At 63.0% G+C, this 18,902-nt stretch carries 17 protein-coding genes and 1 pseudogene; 4 read left to right on the plus strand and 14 right to left on the minus strand.

All coding sequences use genetic code 11. The features are described 5' to 3' along the window. Positions 1 to 37: 37 nt before the first annotated feature. The 7 genes from F759_RS0115870 to F759_RS0115900 all read right to left on the minus strand — a co-directional run bounded on the left by F759_RS0115870 (position 38) and on the right by F759_RS0115900 (position 8,248). On the minus strand, positions 38 to 994 hold the full coding sequence (locus tag F759_RS0115870) for a glycosyltransferase family 4 protein (RefSeq protein WP_027800724.1): 957 nt from the start codon (positions 992 to 994) through the stop codon (positions 38 to 40). Next, complete coding sequence (locus F759_RS0115875; RefSeq protein ID WP_027800725.1) at positions 984 to 2,123, minus strand: glycosyltransferase family 9 protein; 1,140 nt, start codon at positions 2,121 to 2,123, stop codon at positions 984 to 986. The genes F759_RS0115870 and F759_RS0115875 overlap by 11 nt, the downstream gene beginning before the upstream one ends. Then, positions 2,120 to 3,199, minus strand: coding sequence for a glycosyltransferase (locus F759_RS0115880; protein WP_027800726.1), 1,080 nt, complete (start codon positions 3,197 to 3,199; stop codon positions 2,120 to 2,122). Before F759_RS0115880 ends, F759_RS0115875 begins: the two co-directional genes overlap by 4 nt. After that, positions 3,196 to 4,941: a carbamoyltransferase family protein gene (locus F759_RS0115885; RefSeq protein WP_027800727.1), complete on the minus strand. Its 1,746-nt coding sequence runs from the start codon at positions 4,939 to 4,941 to the stop codon at positions 3,196 to 3,198. The genes F759_RS0115880 and F759_RS0115885 overlap by 4 nt, the downstream gene beginning before the upstream one ends. Positions 4,942 to 4,966: 25 nt before the next feature. Further along, complete coding sequence (waaF, locus tag F759_RS0115890; protein WP_027800728.1) at positions 4,967 to 6,241, minus strand: lipopolysaccharide heptosyltransferase II; 1,275 nt, start codon at positions 6,239 to 6,241, stop codon at positions 4,967 to 4,969. After that, positions 6,238 to 6,843 (minus strand): D-glycero-alpha-D-manno-heptose-1,7-bisphosphate 7-phosphatase, encoded by a 606-nt coding sequence (locus F759_RS0115895; RefSeq protein WP_027800729.1) that lies wholly within the window; start codon positions 6,841 to 6,843, stop codon positions 6,238 to 6,240. The genes waaF and F759_RS0115895 overlap by 4 nt, the downstream gene beginning before the upstream one ends. 109 nt (positions 6,844 to 6,952) lie before the next feature. Then, positions 6,953 to 8,248 (minus strand): glycosyltransferase family 4 protein, encoded by a 1,296-nt coding sequence (locus F759_RS0115900; protein WP_027800730.1) that lies wholly within the window; start codon positions 8,246 to 8,248, stop codon positions 6,953 to 6,955. A 483-nt stretch (positions 8,249 to 8,731) separates the two neighbouring features. On the opposite strand from F759_RS0115900, the gene F759_RS0115905 reads away from it, so the two are divergent. Beyond that, positions 8,732 to 11,413: an ATP-binding cassette domain-containing protein gene (locus F759_RS0115905; protein ID WP_027800731.1), complete on the plus strand. Its 2,682-nt coding sequence runs from the start codon at positions 8,732 to 8,734 to the stop codon at positions 11,411 to 11,413. A gap of 53 nt (positions 11,414 to 11,466) precedes the next feature. On the opposite strand, the gene F759_RS0115910 is transcribed toward F759_RS0115905, so the two are convergent. After that, complete coding sequence (locus tag F759_RS0115910; protein ID WP_027800732.1) at positions 11,467 to 12,411, minus strand: glycosyltransferase family 2 protein; 945 nt, start codon at positions 12,409 to 12,411, stop codon at positions 11,467 to 11,469. 69 nt (positions 12,412 to 12,480) lie between these two features. Continuing rightward, positions 12,481 to 13,167: a PIG-L deacetylase family protein gene (locus F759_RS0115915; protein ID WP_027800733.1), complete on the minus strand. Its 687-nt coding sequence runs from the start codon at positions 13,165 to 13,167 to the stop codon at positions 12,481 to 12,483. A 212-nt stretch (positions 13,168 to 13,379) separates the two neighbouring features. Here F759_RS0115915 and F759_RS0115925 point away from each other — a divergent pair, with 212 nt between their 5' ends. Continuing rightward, positions 13,380 to 14,411, plus strand: coding sequence for a flavodoxin family protein (locus F759_RS0115925; RefSeq protein WP_027800734.1), 1,032 nt, complete (start codon positions 13,380 to 13,382; stop codon positions 14,409 to 14,411). Beyond that, positions 14,323 to 15,033: pseudogene (locus tag F759_RS37865) on the plus strand (phosphatidylserine decarboxylase). Before F759_RS0115925 ends, F759_RS37865 begins: the two are co-directional and overlap by 89 nt. Positions 15,034 to 15,198: 165 nt before the next feature. Here the strand turns inward: F759_RS37865 and F759_RS0115940 are convergent. Then, positions 15,199 to 16,074, minus strand: a complete 876-nt coding sequence (locus F759_RS0115940) for a manganese catalase family protein (protein ID WP_027800736.1) — start codon at positions 16,072 to 16,074, stop codon at positions 15,199 to 15,201. A 171-nt stretch (positions 16,075 to 16,245) separates the two neighbouring features. Here F759_RS0115940 and F759_RS0115945 point away from each other — a divergent pair, with 171 nt between their 5' ends. After that, positions 16,246 to 16,746, plus strand: a complete 501-nt coding sequence (locus F759_RS0115945; protein ID WP_013341523.1) for a YciE/YciF ferroxidase family protein — start codon at positions 16,246 to 16,248, stop codon at positions 16,744 to 16,746. Positions 16,747 to 16,878: 132 nt separating this feature from the next. Here the strand turns inward: F759_RS0115945 and F759_RS0115950 are convergent, their stop codons facing one another. The 4 genes from F759_RS0115950 to F759_RS0115965 form a co-directional block, all read right to left on the minus strand. Next, positions 16,879 to 17,391 (minus strand): hemerythrin domain-containing protein, encoded by a 513-nt coding sequence (locus F759_RS0115950; protein ID WP_027800737.1) that lies wholly within the window; start codon positions 17,389 to 17,391, stop codon positions 16,879 to 16,881. A 76-nt stretch (positions 17,392 to 17,467) separates the two neighbouring features. Beyond that, positions 17,468 to 18,019: a hypothetical protein gene (locus F759_RS0115955; RefSeq protein ID WP_027800738.1), complete on the minus strand. Its 552-nt coding sequence runs from the start codon at positions 18,017 to 18,019 to the stop codon at positions 17,468 to 17,470. A gap of 59 nt (positions 18,020 to 18,078) precedes the next feature. Further along, a complete protein-coding gene (locus F759_RS0115960; protein WP_027800739.1) occupies positions 18,079 to 18,306 on the minus strand; it encodes a hypothetical protein in 228 nt (75 codons plus the stop codon). A gap of 73 nt (positions 18,307 to 18,379) precedes the next feature. Next, positions 18,380 to 18,787 (minus strand): NUDIX hydrolase, encoded by a 408-nt coding sequence (locus F759_RS0115965; protein WP_027800740.1) that lies wholly within the window; start codon positions 18,785 to 18,787, stop codon positions 18,380 to 18,382. Positions 18,788 to 18,902: the final 115 nt, after the last annotated feature.

Consider the following 18,902-nt stretch of genomic DNA (forward strand, 5'->3'; position numbering starts at 1 on the left):
GTGCGATGCTTCGGCGTGAGTCGCGCTGACCGCTGGCCTACGCCGTCACTTGCAGCAGTGCGTCGTGCCAGTCCCGTGCGAAACGGTCGATGTGAAACCGTTCGAGCGCGGTGCGCCGCGCGCCTTCGCCAAGGCGGCGGGCCTCCGCGGGATCGCGCAGCAGTTCGTGCATCGCGTCGACGAGCGCATTCACATCCGTATGCACGAAGCCGTTCTCACCGTTGCGGATAACAGTCGCGAGTTCAGTGGTCGCGAGGCCGACGATCGGCATGCCGATCGTCATCGCCTCGACAATCGCGAGGCCGAGACTCGTCCAGCGGATCGGATTGAAAAAGAAACGATAGCGCGCGGTGAACGCCGCCAGTTCCAGATTGCCGATTTCGCCGATGCCGTCGAGCCGTTGCGCATCCATGCCGACGAGATCGAGCGGCACGCGCGTGCGCGTCTCGGCGAATACGTCGGCGCCGAGGCGTCGTCCGCGCTGCGCGAGATGATTCACGACCACTATGCCGCGCTCCAGTTCGCCGCTATAGCGCACGCCTTCGGGCACCACCACGCCATGTTCGATCACGCGCGTTGGCGTCACGCCGCAATCCCACATCAACTGGTTAAAGTGCGTGACGTGAACCAGCAGCGTGTCAGGGTCGTCGACCCAATGCCATTGCTGGAACGGATTTTCTTGCGGCGGATCGTGTTCGATATACACGCGCGGCAAGCGGCGCTGCGCGTCGCTCAGTACATGCTCGCGGTCGTATTCCCAATGCGTCTTGTGCTGATACAGGATCACGTCGAATTCCTGATCGGGCACGTCGTCCGCATTGATTTCGTGGACGTTATCGCCCCACGGCAGCACGCCCACTTTTCCCGCGTAACCGGGCGGATGGCCGGGCTTCGTGACCAGATAGAAATCGTGCGGCGCCTGTGTCAGGTAGTACAGGTAGTTGCCGTGCACGTGCCATGTCAGCACACGGAGACGGCGGCAGTTACGCAGCATGGTGCAACTCCTCGAAGGGCCCGGTTTCGGTCCGTGTATGCAATGCGCAGGGACCGGCAGGATGCGCGCCGCGAACTTCGGCCAACTGCGCGCGCGCCGTCTCGACAACGCGATCCACGCCGATGTTGAGCGCGCAAGGATGGCCGTAAGGGCACTCGCGGAACATGCAGGGCCGGCAGGGCGGATAGTCGGCAAGCACGCGATGCCGTACGTGATCGAGCGGCGCCCAGCGTTGCGTGTCGCTGCCCGACGCGACTACCACGGAGGCGGTCGCCATCGCCGCGGCGATATGCGAAATACCGGTGTCGTTGCAGACGACAAGCTGCGCGTGCGCGACGAGCGCAGCCAGTCCGCCTAGCGATGTGGAACCCGCAAGGTGCAACGCGGGCGCGGTCATCGCGCCGAGCACGGCACCGGTGAGCGGCGCTTCGGCTGCGGTGCCGGTGATGGCGATCTGCCAGCCGTCGGCGGCGAGGCGGTCCGCGACTTCGGCGAAACGCTCGGCCGGCCAGCGGCGCGACGGCAATTGCGCGCCGGGATGCACCAGCACGAGACGTTGCGCTTCGATGCCATGCGTGGCCGCCAGCGACGCATATTCGTCGCCATCTCGCTCGCAAAGCGGAAACGACAATTGCCGCCCGGCGGATTCGGCGCCGAGCGCGCTCGTCAAGGCAAGGTAGCGCTCGGGTTCGGGGAGATCGTCGGGCCAGCCGATAAACACACCGTCGCGCGGCCGCTCGTCGGGTTGAACGAAGCCCGCGTACGCGCGCGCGCCGAACTGAAGCAGCAGATCGTTTGCGATGCCGCCACTGCCATGCAGCTGGATCGCGAGATCGACATGGTGCGCGCGCATCCGCTCATAAAACGCAGGCAGTCCGTCGTTTGATTCGCGCTGCTCGGGAAAGCCCTCCGCGCCAGGAAACACGATCAGATCGTCGACGAGATCCGCGTAACGTTCGACAAACGATTGCGCCCACGGCAAGCCGATCAGCGCGATATGCGCTTGCGGCGCGGCGGCGCGCAGTGCCCGCAGCGCGGGCACTGAGCACAGCATGTCGCCCAGTTGCAGCGCGCGGAAGATCGCTATGCGGCGCGGCGCGAGAGCGGCGAGAAACGAGCCTGCATTCATAGAAAGAGCACCCTGTAACGTACAGCGCCGTAGAGCCGCCAGAAGATCGAAAGAAATGGAATCGGTATCGACGTCCATGCCATTTCGGCGATGTGCCGCAAACTGCGGTCCCGGCCGCGCAAACGCATTGCGCAGAAATACGCCGTCAGCGCGAACCACGCGAGCAAAGCGAGCGTCACGGTGGAGGCATCCCCCACGAGCGCGCCGATCAGCGCGGCCAATGCCGCGCACAGAATCAGGTAATACAGGAATGGAGGCGACGAGCGGATCCGCGTTTTGAACAGTTCGGGGTGCTTCTTGTAAAGCAACGCGTCGAACTGGCTCTTCTTCTGCTGCGAGATGCTGACGCCCCAGCGCGCGGGGCGCACCGGATGCACGACCACCGCATCGTTCGCGCGCACGATCTTGCCGCCCGCTTGCAGCAGCGTGAATTGCAAATCGGAGTCTTCGCGCCACGCCGACGTGAAGCGTTCGTCGAAGCCGCCCGTCATCGTTAGAAAGCTGCGGGCGACGAATACGTTGGCGGTCGCAAATTCGGCGCGCTGAAGCCCGCTCGCATCCGCTTCGTAGTCGGTCGGCGTCGCAGGCAGCGGCACGACGATTCTGCCCGCGGCGGCCGCGGCGCCCTGGCTAATCGCCGCGAGCCCTTCGTGCAGCCAGTGCGGATCGGGCAGCGTGTCGTCGTCGGTAAACGCGATCACCGGCGAGCGCGCCTGCTGCCACCCTGCATTGCGCGCGCCCGCCGGGCCTTGCGTGCGAGTCACCGGCACGTAGCGCACCGCGAGGCCGCGCTTGGCCTGCTCGCTGGCGATGCGCGCGACGCACGCGCGCGTCGCTTCGTCGGGACCGTCGTCGCAAACCACGATTTCGTAGCGATCGGCGGGGAAGTCCTGTTCCGTCAACGCGCGAAGACATGACGCGAGCATGTCGGGCCGCCGATAAGTCGGCACGACCACCGACACATCGAGGTGCGCGAGCAGCACGCCAGGATAGCCGGCCGCGATCGGCTCGGTTTCGCTGTGCGGATCACTGAAGCTGCCTCGTACGTCGATGGGTCCCGTAGCGGATGGACTCATGCGCTGCCCCCCGCTTTCTCGACGAGAAACGGACCGATCACGAGCGCGTCGAGCGGTGAAGTCCAGAACGACTCAACCGCATCGCGCGGCGAATTCACCATCGGCTCGCCGCGCGTATTGAACGACGTGTTGACGAGAATCGGCACGCCCGTGCGCTGGTTGAACGCGGCGAGCAGGTCGTAGTAAAGCGGGTGTTGCGAACGGTTCACGGTTTGCACGCGCGCGGTGCCGTCCACGTGACGCACGGCCGGAATGCGCGCGGCCTTGTCGGCATGTACGTCGAACACGAACAGCATGAAGGGCGCGACCTTGCCGTTCACGAACCATTCGCTCGCATGTTCTTCCATGACGACGGGTGCGACAGGGCGAAAGTCCTCGCGGTCCTTGATCTCGTTGAGCTTGGCCTGCATGTGCGGATCGACCGGCGACGCGAGGATCGAACGCGCGCCGAGCGCCCGCGGACCGAACTCCGTGCGGCCCTGATACCAGCCGATCACCTTGCCGTCCGCGAGCAGATCGGCCGTTTCGCCGGCAATGTCATTGAGCCGGCGGTACGGCACCTTCGACCATTGCAGGAACTGCTCGATTTCGCGTTCCGGATATTCGGGGCCGAGATACGCGTGATCCATTGTCCAATGACGTTTGCGATCGCCGCGCTCGCTACGTTCGCGATAGTCGATCCACAGCGCTGCGCCGAGCGCGGTGCCCGCGTCGCCCGCGGCGGGCTGGACCCACACTTCGTCGAACGGCCCCGCGTCGCGCAGCTTCGAGTTCATCACGCAGTTCAACGCGACGCCGCCTGCCATGCTGAGCTTGCTCAAGCGGGTCTTCTCATGCAGCCAGCCCGCGAGTTGCAGCACCGTTTCCTCGAGCACGCTCTGCAACGAATGCGCAATGTCGAAGTGGCGCTGTTCGAGCGGGCCACCGCGTTCGCGCGCCGGGCCGAAGCGTTTGACGAGGCGCGGCGCGTCGACCGTATAGCTGCCGTCGCCGCGATAGCGCACGATATCGCGGAACACGTCGACATATTCCGGCTTGCCGTATGACGCGAGCGCCATCACCTTGTACTCGTCGGACGAATGCAGAAAGCCCAGCCAGTCGGTCACGGCTTCATAGAGCAGCCCGAGCGAGTGCGGCAATTCCACCTGTTTGAGCCGCGTGTATTCGCCGTCGACGAACTGGCCCATGCTGGTCGTGACGCCTTCACCGCGTCCATCCATTGTTAGCACGGCGGTGTCGTCGTAAGGGGCGGAGAGAAACGCGCTGGCTTCGTGCGCGAGGTGATGCTCGACGAAATGCCACTTGAAGCCGTTATTGCGGTCCACGCCCTGAAAGCGCTTGCGCAGATGATGCGGCGCGCCGTCGAGCAATTGCGCCTTGGCGTTCGCGATGTAGCTGAGAAAGAGCGGGTCCCACGGCGATGCGGAGGGGTCGGACAGACGCGTATTGGCCGGATCGAACGGCAGTTCGATCGTCGCACCGGGACGCTTCGGCATGCCGCTGAAGAGACTCGGATCGTATGAATAGGCCACATGATCGATGTCGGCAAGCGTGATGCCGGCGGCTTTCAGGCAATAGTCGATTGCATCGAACGGCAGTTGCCAGGTCGAGAAGGGCACGGGGCGCTTCGCATGCTTGACGTGCGTGAAGCGTTCGTCTTCGGCGGCGGCGAGCACCACACCGTCGCGCAGCAGGGCTGCGGCGCTGTCGTGATAGACGGCATTGATTCCGAGTGTGTACATGGGCGTTCGCAGTGGGAGTAAGTTTTCAGGGAGCCACCGGTTCATCGGCGAGCGGCGGTGCCGCGTCGCTGTGGTGGGCGTTGGATTGGATATCAGTCGAGCGGCACGAGCCTCGGCCGACGGACGCCGCGCGCGATTGCGCTTCGGCGCGCAACTCGAGTGCCGCTGTCACGACCTCGCCAGGCGTCACGCCGAGCAGACATGCATGATGATGCTGCGGACACACGCTGCGATAGCACCAGCGGCATTCGACGTCGCGAAACAGCACGCGATTCGGCGTTTGCCACGGCGTGTGCTGCGGATTGGTCAACGCGTACAGATCGACGACCGGCGTGCCAAGCGCGGACGCGAGATGCACCGGCCCGCTGTTGTTCGACACCAGCACGCTCGCGCGTTCGATCAGCGCCGCGAGTTCGCCGAGCGTGAGCGCGCCGCTCAGATCGTGCAGTTGCGCGCGAACGCGAGGCGCGGCTGCGGCAATCACCGCATCGACGAGAGGACGCTCGCTCGCGCTGCCTGTGATCAGAAGCGGTGCGCCGGTCTCGCTGGCGAGGCGCGTCGCGACCTGACCGAAGCGCTCGGGCGGATAGCGTCGCGATGCGGCGGTTGCGCCGGGGTGCAACACGATCCACGGCGCGTCGGCGTTCGCGCCGCTGTGCACGCCTCTCGCGGCGAACTGCTCCAGAAGCGTTCGCCGATCCGACTCCTGCACCGTAAAACGCATCCGCGTGTCGGGCGCTTCTGCGCCGACCTGGCGCACCAGGTCGAGTTGCCGTTCGACCTCATGACGCGTGCGCTGCTGCGGCTCCGGTTCGCGCAGCCACTCTGTCAGCAATGCATACGGGTTCTCGCGGCAATGCGCGAGCCGCCGCGGAATGCCCGCGAGATGGCACAGCATCGCCGCGGGCAACGGACTCTGGCTATAGACGGTGAAGATCACCGCCGCGTCGAAACCGCCGCGCCGCAGACGTTCTTGCATACGCTGGTCGTCGGTGAGCGAACGGGCGCTCGTCGGCGGATTCGCGACCCACGGCGCTTCATACTCGATCACGTCGTCGACATCGTCGAGAAACGGCGCGAGCGCGACGCCGCTGCGCGACGCAAGCAGCGTGATGTGACGGCCGGGCGCGGACTCGCGCAGCGCGTGCAGCGCGGGCGTGGTCATTAGCACGTCGCCGAGATTGTCGAGCCTCACACACAGAATGCGCTTGATGTCTTCGCCCCAATGCGCAAGCTGCGGGCTGTCGGGCACGCGAGCGTGAGCGAGTGTTGGTTGGGCGATCAGCAGCGGCGCATTCATTGAGGGGTTCCCTCGCCGGCGGGCGCGGGCCGCCCCGCGGCTTCCGCACTGTTCGCGACAATGCGCGCAGCCTCATGAAGATCGGCGGCGCGCGCGGTGGGAACACGCTGCGGTCCTTCGATCCACTCGGTCTCATGGCCGTTGTCGAGCAGAATCGTCCGGCATCCGGCGCGATTGCCCGCTTCCACATCGTCGAGAATGTCGCCGATGAACCAGCTGCGTGCGAGATCCAGCCGATGCTCGCGAGCCGCGCGCAGCAGCAGGCCTGGCGCCGGCTTGCGGCAATCGCAGGCGGTTGCATACGGGGCCACGGTGCCGTCCGGATGATGCGGACACCAGTACGCGCCGGAGAGCGTCGCGCCGGATTCGGTGAACATGCGCGCGAGTTCGCCTTCCACTTCCTTTAACGCCGCGCGCGGGAATCGGCCGAGCGCGACGCCCGGCTGATTACTGATCACGAACAGTGCGAACGGCTGGGTCGCGAGCAGCGTCAACGCTTCGCGCGCGCCCGGCGCGAGGCGCATCAGCGAAGGGTCGATGTTGTAGGGCACGTCGTCGAGCAACGTGCCGTCTTTGTCGAGAAATACAGCGGGTCGCAGCATGACAAAGGCGGTCCGGAAAAACGTGAGCGAATCGCCGGAAGCGGACTGTGCGTGCGCCCCGGCTGGACAAAACAGGCCGCGCTAATAGCGCTGCAATGACGCGTGGCGCCTAACGGAACGACGCGCCGGCGGCCGCCCGCATTGGCACCTCCACGCGGTTTTCCGCGGCTTTTGCAGGCACGAGCCGCGCGGTGCGCATATAGATTTGCGCAAGCGACTCGCCCACGCCGCGCCATGTGAACTCCTTGCGCGCGCGTTCGAGACCTGCTTCGCCCATCCTGCGTGCGAGCGCGGGATCGCGCCGCAACTGGTTAAGGCGCGCGGCGAGCGCAGCCGGGTCGCGCGGCGGCACGAGAAATCCGGTGATGCCGTCCGCCACCGAATAGCGGATTCCGCCGACATCGGCGCCGATCACCGGCGTGCCGCATGCCATCGCTTCGACCGGCGTGATACCGAACGGCTCGTACCACGGCGTCGTCACGAATACGTCCGCGGCGCTATAGAAGTAACGCAGTTGCGCGCGCCCCCGCCGTCCGACAAAATTCGTTTGCTCGGCCACGCCGCATTCAAGCGCGATACCGCGCAAGCGCGCGATTTCCGGCGTGGCCTTTTCATTCGGCGCGTCCGAGTTGCCGCCCACCACATAGAGTTGCGCGGAGGTCCTGAAGGCTTTCTTCAGAACGCCGACGCCGCGCAGGACGTTGTCGATACCCTTGCGCTGCACGAGGCGTCCGAGTTGCAGCACCGTGAACTGATCCTGCTCCCAGCCGAGTGCTTCGCGGGCGGCGCCGCGGTCCATCGGATGAAACTCGTCGGCGTCGAAACCGCACGGCACAATCTCGATGCGCGCGGGGTCGGCCTGGTAATGCGCGATCAGGTCGGCTTCGTCCTGCGGGCATTCGGCGATCACCACGTCGGACTGCGCGACGAGGTCGTCCTCGATTGCGAAGCGTTCGTCCGGGAAGCCGTCGTTCGCGCCTTGATGAATCCGGCGCACACGGCCGAGCGCATGAAACGTCGTGACGAGCGGCACGCCGAGCGCCGCTTTCACTTTCATTGCCGCGAGCCCCGACATGAAGAAGTTCGCGTGTATCACGTCGTACGGGGTCTTTTCGCGGCGGAAGAATTCGATCAGGAACGCAGCGAACTCGTCCATGAACGGCAGCAGCAGTTCCTTCGGCAACTGCATCGGCGGCCCTGCGGGAACGTGGATCACCCGCACGCCCTCCATGTCGGACACGAGCGGCAGCAACGCGCGATCGCGCCGCGTAAACACGTCCACTTGATGGCCCATCTCCGTCAGTTCACGCGCGACGTTCGCGACATAAATGTTTTGTCCTCCACTGTCGACGCCTCCGGCGACGGCGAGGGGCGAGGCGTGTTCACTGATGAGGGCGATCTTCATTGACATTCCTTCGCGAGATAGGCATTAGCAGGGCGTGCGTGGCGCGTTTTGCTGAGTACTCTTAGGCAATCTCGCGCGATGCGACGCTGTCACCCCGCCTGAGCATGCGCTGTGCCTATGTGCAGCAAGGGCGGCCGGAAGCTCAATGTGGCGTTGGGTGTGCCGAAGCGCTGTAGCACTCCCTTTTATGGCGCGGCGAAGCGGTGTGGCGTTCCCTTTTTCTACAAGCCGTCATGTAAATTCGAGTAGCGCGATCCGTAGAAACGCGAATTTTTTTCTGCGCGATGCGCAATCGATTGGCGCCTGTCACGCACGTTCGCCTATGCTAAGTTTTGTCCGACGCCGGGTTCAGGGATTGCTCGTCACTGACCTCGGCGTGCAGGCCGAACACCCGCGCTTTGTTCGCGCCGCTTTGTCAATCCGCTTCGTGGAATCTGATGCCGGCTCGCAGTCCACACGCTGCGGCGGCCTTCACAGGACACCATGCCGAATCCCGCAACGCTGCCCCGTTCCCAGTTGACCCGCCGCATTGCCGCCGACCTGATGCGCGCGGTCTGGCGTTATCGCCACCAGACCGTCGCCGCCTTGCTGCTGATGGTGGCGGCGAAGTTGTCCACCGTGCTGATCCCGCTCGTGCTGAAGCACGTGGTCGACGAACTGGGACGCCCGGTCGCGCAGGCGCTCTTCCCGGTGTTCCTCGTTCTCGCCTATGCGTTACTGCGTTTTCTCGGCGATGCGCTGAACGAAGCGCGCGATGTGGTGTTCAGCATCGTCACGCAACGCACGGTCGCCGCCTTCACCGAGCGGACGTTCGCGCATCTGCATCGCATGAGCGCGCGTTTTCATACGAAGCGCGAGACCGGCGCAATCGTGCGAGACGTGCAGAAGGGCGCCGACGGCATCGGCTTTCTGCTCGGCGTCGCGCTATTTACGATCGTGCCTACCGCGTTCGAGATCGTCGCCATTGTCGCGATCATGGTTCACAACTACGCGCGCGAATTCATGATCGCGATTGCCGCGACCTTCGTTTGCTATGCGGCCTACACGTTTATCTTCACGCGGCGGCGCGTTGCGTTCCAGCGCGCGGTGAATGCTCTGGAGGCGCAATCGGATGGCCGGCTCGTCGACAGCCTGCTCAATTACGACACGGTCAAATATTTCGCTACTGAAGACACGGAAACGCGGCGCCTGTCCGCTGTGCTCGAAAAGTGGGTGCACGCGCGAACCGCGAACCAGCGCGCACTGACCGCATTGCATGTGGGGCAGAGCGCCGTGATCGCGCTCGGCATTGGCGCCATCATGCTGCTCGCGGCGCAGCATGTGGTGGCGGGAAGCATGAGCGTCGGCGATCTGATTCTGGTGAACGCGTACATCATCCAGGTCTGCATGCCGCTCAATACGCTCGGCTTCGTGTTTCGCGAGACCAACGACGCGATGGTCAACGTCGAGCGGATGTTCGAAATACTCGTCGCGCGCGGGCGCGTGGGCGAGGATATCGACGAGCCCGCCGCGAAGCCGTTGATGGTGAGCGCCGGGCAGATCTCGTTCGAGCACGTTGACTTCGGCTACGACCCGGCCCGACAGATTCTGCGCGACGTCGACTTTCATGCGTATCCGGGCAAGACGCTGGCGATAGTCGGCGGAAGCGGGTCGGGTAAATCGACGCTCGTGAAGCTGCTGTTCCGTCTTTATCAGCCGAATAGCGGCAAGATCCTGATAGACGGGCAGGACATCGGCCACGTCACACAAAAGAGCCTGCGTGAAGCAATCGGCATCGTGCCTCAAGATACGGTGCTCTTCAACGAGACCATCGCCTACAACATCGCGTATGGCCGGCCTTCGGCGACGCGCGCCGATGTGGTGCGTGCGGCGCGCGCGGCCCAACTCGACGAATTCATCGAACGTCTGCCGGATCATTACGACACGCGCGTCGGCGAGCGCGGCGTGCGTCTGTCGGGCGGCGAGCGGCAGCGCATTGCAATTGCGCGCGCCATTCTGAAGGACCCGCGCATCATCGTATTCGACGAGGCGACTTCCGCGCTCGACACGCGCTCCGAGCGTGCGATCCAGACCGAGTTGACGCGGCTCGCAGAAGGCCGCACGTCGATTGTGATTGCGCACCGGCTGTCTACCGTGGTGGACGCTGACTGGATTCTGGTGATGGAGCATGGCCGCGTGGTCGAGCAGGGCACGCATCGCGAACTGCTCGCGCGCGACGGCGTCTACGCGAAGATGTGGTCTCTGCAATGGCAGCAGGGGGAACTGGAGCACGCACAACGCAAGCTCACCGCGCAGTCGGTGAGTCTCGCCGCGCTGATGGCCGGCGTGATCGACGCGTTGCACGACGAAATTGCGGCGCGGCGCGTGACCCTGTATCCGCAGATCAGCGACAACGATCTGCGCGTGACAGGCGACCCAAGCGTGCTGCAACCGCTGATCGCCGAGTTGTGCCGCAACGAGATCCTGCACGCAAGGCCGGGGCAGCGCATCGAACTGCGCGTCGAGCGGCATAACAATCAGGTGTGGGTGACGGTGCTGGGTATGAGCGAAACGCCTGCGGAATTGTCGCAAGCGGCCGCTCGCTACATGGAAGAAGCGCTGGCTGCGGCGGGCGGCAGCTTCACGCTAATGACGCTCAACGGTCGGCTCGCGTATGTGGCGATGTTGCCCTTGCGTCCTGTGGCCGATGCGGATTCGCATACGCCGGCCGCGCCGTTGACAACCGCAATCGGCGGCGCGGCCCCGTTGGAAGGTCTCTTTGTGATGGCCATCGACGACCAGGAAGATGCGCTCGACGCATTGGAAGCGGTGCTTGCATCGAGCGGCGCGCGCGTGCGTACCGCGTCGTCGGGCAAGGAGGCGTTGGACTGGTTTGCCCGGACACCGACAATGCAATGGCCGCACGCGCTGCTATGCGACATCGTGCTCGCCGACGAAGACGGCTACGAGGTACTGCGTCGTTTGCGGCGTCTCGAAGCCGACCGGCAATTGCCGCTCCAGGACCGTGTGCCGGCTATTGCATTGACTGGCTATGCGCAGGGCGAAGACAGCATGCGAGCGAAGATGGCCGGTTTCCAGGCGCATCTGACGAAGCCGGTTGCGCCGGAGAAGCTGATCGGCGAAATTCGCAATCTTGCTATGGCGTCCGCGCGCACGGGCGTCTAGAACGGATAGCACCGTTTTCGATTCGCAGCGCGTGTCCGCTGACGTTGCACGTGTCAGGTACGCGCGTCGGCCTTGCCTACCGCCGGCTTCGCGCGAGTAGTCGGCGCTGGCGCGGCCAGCTGCCGTTCACCTGTTCGTACCCGCTCGCGCAGATTCAGCACATGATGCGACACCGGCTTGCGGCGTCTCAATGCCCATGTGAAACCGCGCAGTAGTGCAAGACCGTCGCGCGCGAGCGTGCCTTCGCGTGAAAATGTCGTGAGCGCCTGCACGGTGGTGCGGCTGGCTTCGGGCCAAGGCAGGCGCAGCCATGCGATCCACGCCGCATTACGCGCGAGTGTGCGCCGCCGCAAGCCGCTATCGCGTGACGGCGACGGATGATGATGCACGGTCAGCTGATCGCAATAGACAATCGCGTGGCCGGATGCGAGCACGTCCAGCGCGACGAGTTCTTCTTCGCCGCCGATAAAAAGACGCGGCTCATAGCCGCCCAGTTGGCGAAACAGCGACGAGCGAAACACACATGCGCCCGCCATGTAGCCGATCAACGCCGGGCCCGGCAGCCCATCGCTGCCGAGCGGGCTTGCACGCATCACCGAACACGTGGGATCGGTGACCTTGTCTTCGCCCACCACCACGCGCGCGCTCAATACGCCGACATTCGGCCATGCATCGAGCAATTGCACCGCGCGTTCGAGCGAGCCTGGCTCCCACCACGTGTCGTCGTCGCAGAAGGCGACGTAATCAGTGCCGACGCAGGCAGCAGCGCGATTGCGCCCTGCCGCGCCCAGATTCGCGCCGCATTCGATAATGCAGACGGTCGGGAACAGCGTCTTCACCAGCGCGACCGTATTGTCGTTGGAGCCGTTATCCGCGACGAAGACCGGCGGGTTTTCCGGGAGGGCAAGTAGGCGTTCAAGGGTAGCCACAAGCTCGTCGGCGCGGTTGTGTGTCAGAACGACGACCGAAATGCGCCGGGAAAGCGATTTTTTTTCCATGCTGTTCTTTGTTCTAACGAGGCGATGCCCCGGTCAAGCAAACCATGTGCCGTTCGCTTTCAACTGCCGTCAGCTTGCTTGCAGTCGCCAATACTTTTCCGCCGAGTAGAGCGAGGCTTGGCCTTTTGGCCCGAATGCGCGTAACTGGCTCGCGTACGCGGCGATAGCTTCGCGCTTCATCGGCTCATGCGTGCTGGATTCATTGGTCGCGAGCGGGTCATTGGCGTCGCGCAACGTGTAGCCGCGTTTCGTCAGTTCTTCAATGCGTTTGGGGACAACGGTGTCTATCTGTCGATACGGTACGTCCTCATAGACGTGCCATAACACCTGGGGCATTTGCGCGATGAGCGCGAGACATGCATCCGACACGAGCGTGTGGTCGGAATGAAACAGACCGAGCGGGACCAGTACTTTTTCGGGCGAGTGCGCCAGCAGTATGCGGTGAAGTGCTTCCATCACTTCGTCGAGCGCCGGAGTCAGAAGATATTGCGCATCGCAAAAGGGCAGGTGTACCGGCCGCGCGCCCAGCTTTTGCAGAGCTCGAATGTCCTCCTGCTTGCGCGTTTCCATTGCCTCGAACGCGTCGGTGAAGCCCGATTGCCGGTCCCAGTCGGTAGACATGTTTTCACGTGGCGGCGCGGCGAAAACCGTGCAGACGATGGCGGACGGATTAGCTGCGAGCATCAGTCCACAGCTCAAGACGGCATCGTCGAGATGCGGAGAAACGACGAGCAGGCGGGCGCGCGATTGCATCATTCTGTGATGGAGTTGTCTTGGGCTGAGCAGTACGATCCGACTCACGAGCAAACCGCGGACCTGGCATGCGAACGGAGGCGCGACGAAAACGGGAATGTGCTTTGCTTGAGCCTAGCCATACTGTTGCCAGGCGAGGTCTCGTGAGCGAAGCGAACAACCGCTCGATAGCGGCTATACCCGTTGAAGTCCGTAAAGGACAAGTCACGGAGCAACTGTCTCGCGAAGTTTTCCGCGAACGCTTCATGGCTCGCTTCTACGATCCCGCGTTTCGCGCGGAAGACAAGGCAATCGCGCGGCTCGAAGCGATAGCGTGGGATGCCTACTCGCACTCGCGCAAATCGCCGATAACGGTGAAGGCCGGCGCGGGCTACGCGGATCCGGACTACGACCTGTCCGTCGAATGGCGCGCGGCGAGTGAGCGGATCAAAGCCGCGCAGGCCCGGCAACGCGACCCGGCTACGCGTTCACGCGTGCTGATCGTCAATGCCTCGTCGCGAAACGACTATACGTGCCCCGGCGAAATGTCGAAGAGCTTTCGTCTCGCGAAGATCGCGCAAGGCGCTCTCGAGCGGCGCGCTTTCGACGTGGACTTTCTCGATCTGTCGCGCCTGAATTCCGACCGCGATCTGCATATTCACCCGTGCAAGGGATGTGTGTCGACGGCAATGCCGCTCTGCCACTGGCCGTGCAGCTGCTATCCGAATCATTCGCTCGGTCTCGTCAACGACTGGATGAACGAGATCTACGAGCGCTTTGCGGCGGCTCACGGCGTGATATTCGTTACGCCCGTCTATTGGTATCAGGTGAGCAGCCCGCTGAAATTGCTGATGGATCGCCTCGTTTGCGCGGACGGCGGCAATCCCGATCCCACGTCGACCCACGGCAAAAAGGCCGACGAGGCGAAAAGAATCGAGCTTGCCGGCTGGGATTATCCGAAGCACCTGGCCGGCAGGGCCTATGGGGTGGTGGTGCACGGCGATGTGGCGGGTATCGAGGGCTCGCGCCGCGCGTTGAGCGATTGGCTCGGCTGGATGGGGCTGATCGAATCCGGCCCGAAATCGCGGCTCGACCGCTTTATCGGCTATTACGAGCCCTATGCGACGAGTCATGTCACATTGGACAGCGACTCCGATATTCAGCGCGAGGTCGTGAACGTTGCACAGGCGGTGGCCCAATGCGTCGATCAGATCCGCAGCGGACACAAGCAGCCCGGGGACGGACTCGAAACGCCGCGCGCGAAATAGACGGTTACTGCGCCGTACTACACACAAGATCATTGTCAGCCCCCGCGAGGCCGCTCCGTATAACACCCGGACAGACGTCAAACTGACCGACACCTTCTGGATCAAGGCGCAGCCTTATTCGCTGCTGGACATGTTTTCTGCGAGCCAGCGCAAACTCGCGCAGCGCTTTGTCGGCGGCTCTATGTACCAGTCCTTTCTGAGCGCATTCAACTACCACCGGTGACATGCGCCGGTCAGCGGTGTGATCAGGAAAGCGTACGCGCTGGATGGCACCTATATTCGGACGCGGATGCCGAAGGCCGCGATCCCGGCGGCCTGAACGATTCGCAGGGCTACATTACCGCGGTTGCCGCGCGCGGTAATCGTGATCGAACGCGACGATCCCGCCGTCGGCCAAGTCGGCTGTCTGTTCGTCGGCATGGCCGATGTGTCGTCGTGCATGATAGAAGCACTGCCTGGGCAGCGCGTCGAGAAGGGCGACGAAATAGGCTTCTTCCAGTACGGCGGCTCGACGTGCTGCCTCGTGTTCGAACCGGGCATGATTAGCGGCTTCGTGCCGCAACCTCCCTTCGATAATGCGCCGCCCGTGAAAGTGAACACGCACGTTGCGACCGCGAGATAGTCGGCCGGCTCTTTTCAGCGAGCCTGGCATCGATGTTCAAATGCCGCGAAGCGAGACGCGCTACGCGGCATTTTTCTTCTTGCAGGCGACTTCGGCGGCGGTGGCCGCGGCGCCGGATGCCGCGGTCGCTATTCAGCGGCACAGCAGGCCGCAGCGGATAGCAAATCAGCCCGGTTGCTTACCCGACCCGAGATCGGCCCCGGTGACCGGATCCGTTGCCGTGTCCGAAGCAGTTCGCGAAGCCAGCGCGCCGAGTACTTCGACATCCGCTTGTGTGACGTTGACCGACGGCAAGCCGTCGCCACCATCCACCGCCGGTTGCGGGGCTTCGACAAATTCCCATTCCGGCCCTTCGTTCCACGGGCCGCGTGCGTCGCCTTCTCCCGCCGACATGTTGTAGTACACGTTTGTAAATTCTGGAACGCCCGGCAATTTGCCTTGCGGGAAGTTCGGCTGGATAGAATGCAGCGCTTTTTCGAACGACTTCTGGTGAGCGATCTCGCGCGTCATCAGAAAGCCGAGTGCTTCCTTGATGCCCGGGTCGTCCGTGACGTTCAGCAGCCGCTCATAGACGATCTTTGCGCGCGCTTCCGCAGCGATGTTCGAGCGCAGGTCGGCGGTCGGTTCGCCGATCGTGTCGATATACGCGGCCGTCCACGGTACACCCGCGGAGTTTGTCAGCGCAGGTCCGCCGCCATAGAGCAGGGCGGTCGTGTGCGAGTCGTTGCCGCCGCCTGTCAGCGAGCGATACAACTCGGCTTCCTGCTCGACGCCTTCAGCGAGCTGGCCCTTCGCGCCTTTATTCAGCATAGCGACGATGGAGCCGATTACTTCCAGGTGACTCAGTTCTTCAGTGGCAATGTCGAACAGTAAATCCTTGCGGCCCGGGTCGTCTTCGGCGACGGCCTGGGTGAAGTACCGGCAAGCGGCTGCCAACTCGCCCTGAGGCCCGCCGAATTGCTCGAGCATGAGGTTGGCAAGCCCCGGATTCGGGGCGGCGACACGCACGGTATATTGAAGTCGCTTGTTGTGGACGAACATTGGCTTCTCCGTTGAGTATGGTTGGGAACTACGGACTGCATGGCTGCCTGCGCATGCCGCATACCCGGGGCGTATGCGGCGCCCAATGGCGGATCAGACGCCCCGGTTCATGCAGGCGGGCACATGTGTTGCGCGATGCAGGGCTCCTATCCACTACTTTGGGAGTTGCACATGACACAGCGAAAGACCGTCGACGATCTGTTCGTTCACATGCTGTCGGATATCTACAGCGCAGAGAAGCAATTGACCAAAGCATTGGCGAAACTCTCGCGTGCTGCGTCCGATCCGCAACTGAGCGAGGCGTTCAAAATCCACTTGGAGGAAACACAGGGACAGGTGGAAAGAATCGATAAGGTTGTAGAAACGAGTGGCGTGAAGTTGAAAAGAATGAAGTGCGTCGCGATGGAAGGTTTGATTGAGGAAGGACAGGAGCTCATCGACGAAATCGAAAAAGGCGCGGTGCTCGATGCGGGTCTCGTCGCCGCTGCGCAAAAGGTGGAGCACTACGAAATCGCCGCGTATGGCAGCCTGTGCGCGATCGGCAAGCAATTAGGCTTCACGGAAGCGGTGAATCTGCTGAAGGAAACGCTGGAAGAAGAAAAGGCGACAGATCTGAAGCTCACCGAATTTGCCGAGCGAGCCGGCAACGAAAAAGCGAAGCAGCAAAAGTAAGTAGGGCGGTTCCGCGGAGTGAACAACGAAGCGGGGCTGATCGAGCGGTGTCGATATGGGTGGTCCCGCCCGTTTCAGGGCGGGTTTTTTGCGGGCCGCGCGTGCCGCGTCAGCCCGCATACATCTCATGCGTCAGGTTTTGTCGCCGACGGCGTGGCTTCCTACTGCGTCGAGCTTGCCCTGCAGTTCCATTTTGCGTTTCGCGATCTTCTGGCCGAGCGCCTTTACGTCGAGATTGGCCTTGCGCAATTCCGGGAAAAGCTCGTTCTCTTCTTCCTCGACGTGGTGTTGCACCATCTCGCTCATCACCTTGAAGGTTGCGTCGAAGCCTTTGTCGCCTGCCTTCAGCGTTTCGAATTTGCTGATCAGGGTCTTCACGAGAAAATGCTCGACGTAGGCTTCCTCGACATCGACCACATCGCCAGACGGCAGCGCTTCGCCTGCGGCCGGATAAAGCAGTTCTTCTTCGATGATGGTGTGGATGGTCAGTTCTTCGCACGCGCGTTGCGCCAACGTGGCCTTCGCTTCGAGATCGTCTTCTTTTGCTTCTTTGAATGCGGTGAAAAGCCGTTCAACCGCTCGATGATCTGCCGTCAGCAATTCAAGTGCGTCGTCGGTGTTGGGGTTCGGTTGTTTTTCTGGCATGTCGCTCTCCATGTTGAACGCCGCCTGGCGGCAGGTTTGGAAGAGCCCGCAAGCATTGTGCCTATTCGAATGCGGCTCAGCTTTTACTCTTGCGTGGCGCCGCGGCGTTAAGCAGCGGATTGAATGCTGCGGTTCTGGACGGCTGCCGCGCGGGCGAGTCGGAATCTTTCACTCTGGAGGTGCGCCCGCGCCGGTTAGTGCGAGTGCTGCCGGACAGTTGCTCTGCCAGTTCGGCGCTAGTGTCGTCTTCGGCGGCGGATTGTTCGTCTTTCCGTTCGTCGTCCTCTTCGTCATCTTCGTCTTCCTGATTCTTTTCGTTCTCGACTTTGCCGGAACCGCGCGTCGTCTTGTTGGCTTTCGATGCGCCGGTGATATGCGCGATTACGGACATGAACGACTTGCGCCCCGAGCGTAGCGATTCGCCGGGCAGCATCGTGAGAACGACGACTTCGTGAAGCGAGCGTCCATCGACGGAGCGTTCGGTCGGCTCCGTCTCCCAGTCGGTTTTCTCTTGCGCGAAGGCGGCAAGAAGCCGTTCGAGGACGGCCGGCGACAGCACGCCGCCGTCATACAGACTGATGATCGCCCGCTCGGCGAGCGCGAACGGCGTGGCAGAAGTCCTCGGCACTGTTTTCACCTCCTCGCCGTGCGCGGTTCAGGCTGCCGCGACGCGATTACTTGCGCCGATCAGACCGCTTGCCTCGCTTCGCTGCCCTTTAGCTCACCGTGCCGATGAGCATGCGTGGCCGCATATTTGAGCTCGTAGTGCGCGCCTTTGCCGCTACGCGTCGGCGGGAAATGCTCTCCCTCCACGCACGTCACCTCAAATGTGTCTTTTCCATCGTCGTGAACGACCGAATAGATGCCGGACGTTTTGACGATTTCTCCTGGCTTGAACGAGTTATCTCCTGCCATTGTGAAACTCCATGGATGAGTAAGCGACACGCATGCTTCATGCAACGCTCGTGCCACGCCTCGAGGTCCGCACTCAGAAAACGCGCAATGGACTCGACCTTCGCGCGGGCCCCACCGGACTGGTTTCCTCGAGCAGTATCTGGACAATGCCGCGAGTAGACACGCTCACCCACGACGACTGAACGTCCTTCGCACGAACCCAGCGGCATCGGCTGATTTCGTTGCTGGGTATCGGTTCGACGTCGTCGGGAATACGCGCGGCAAATACATAGTGGCGAGTGCGCACGCCCCAGAATTCAAAAATGTACTGAAGCGTGACGCCGGCTAATTGCGTCTCTTCCAGCAGCTCGCGAACCGCAGCCGCAGACTCGAGTTCGCCCGCTTTGCAGCGACCGCCGGGCAGCGCCCATCGTCCGTTGGATCTTGCGACGAGCAGGATGCGATTGGCGCGCAGGCAAAGAACAGTGGCTCGGTGCTTCATGACATGTCTGGCAGGAAGGTGCGACCTTGCAAAGCATGCTGCGTGCCTTGCCGGCGAGGCGTCCGGGAACCGTAAATGCTACCTGGAAGGCGGTGCCTTTCGGTCTGCCAGGCGG

It is taken from the genome of Paraburkholderia dilworthii (assembly GCF_000472525.1).
GTDB classification, from domain to species: Bacteria; Pseudomonadota; Gammaproteobacteria; order Burkholderiales; family Burkholderiaceae; genus Paraburkholderia; species Paraburkholderia dilworthii.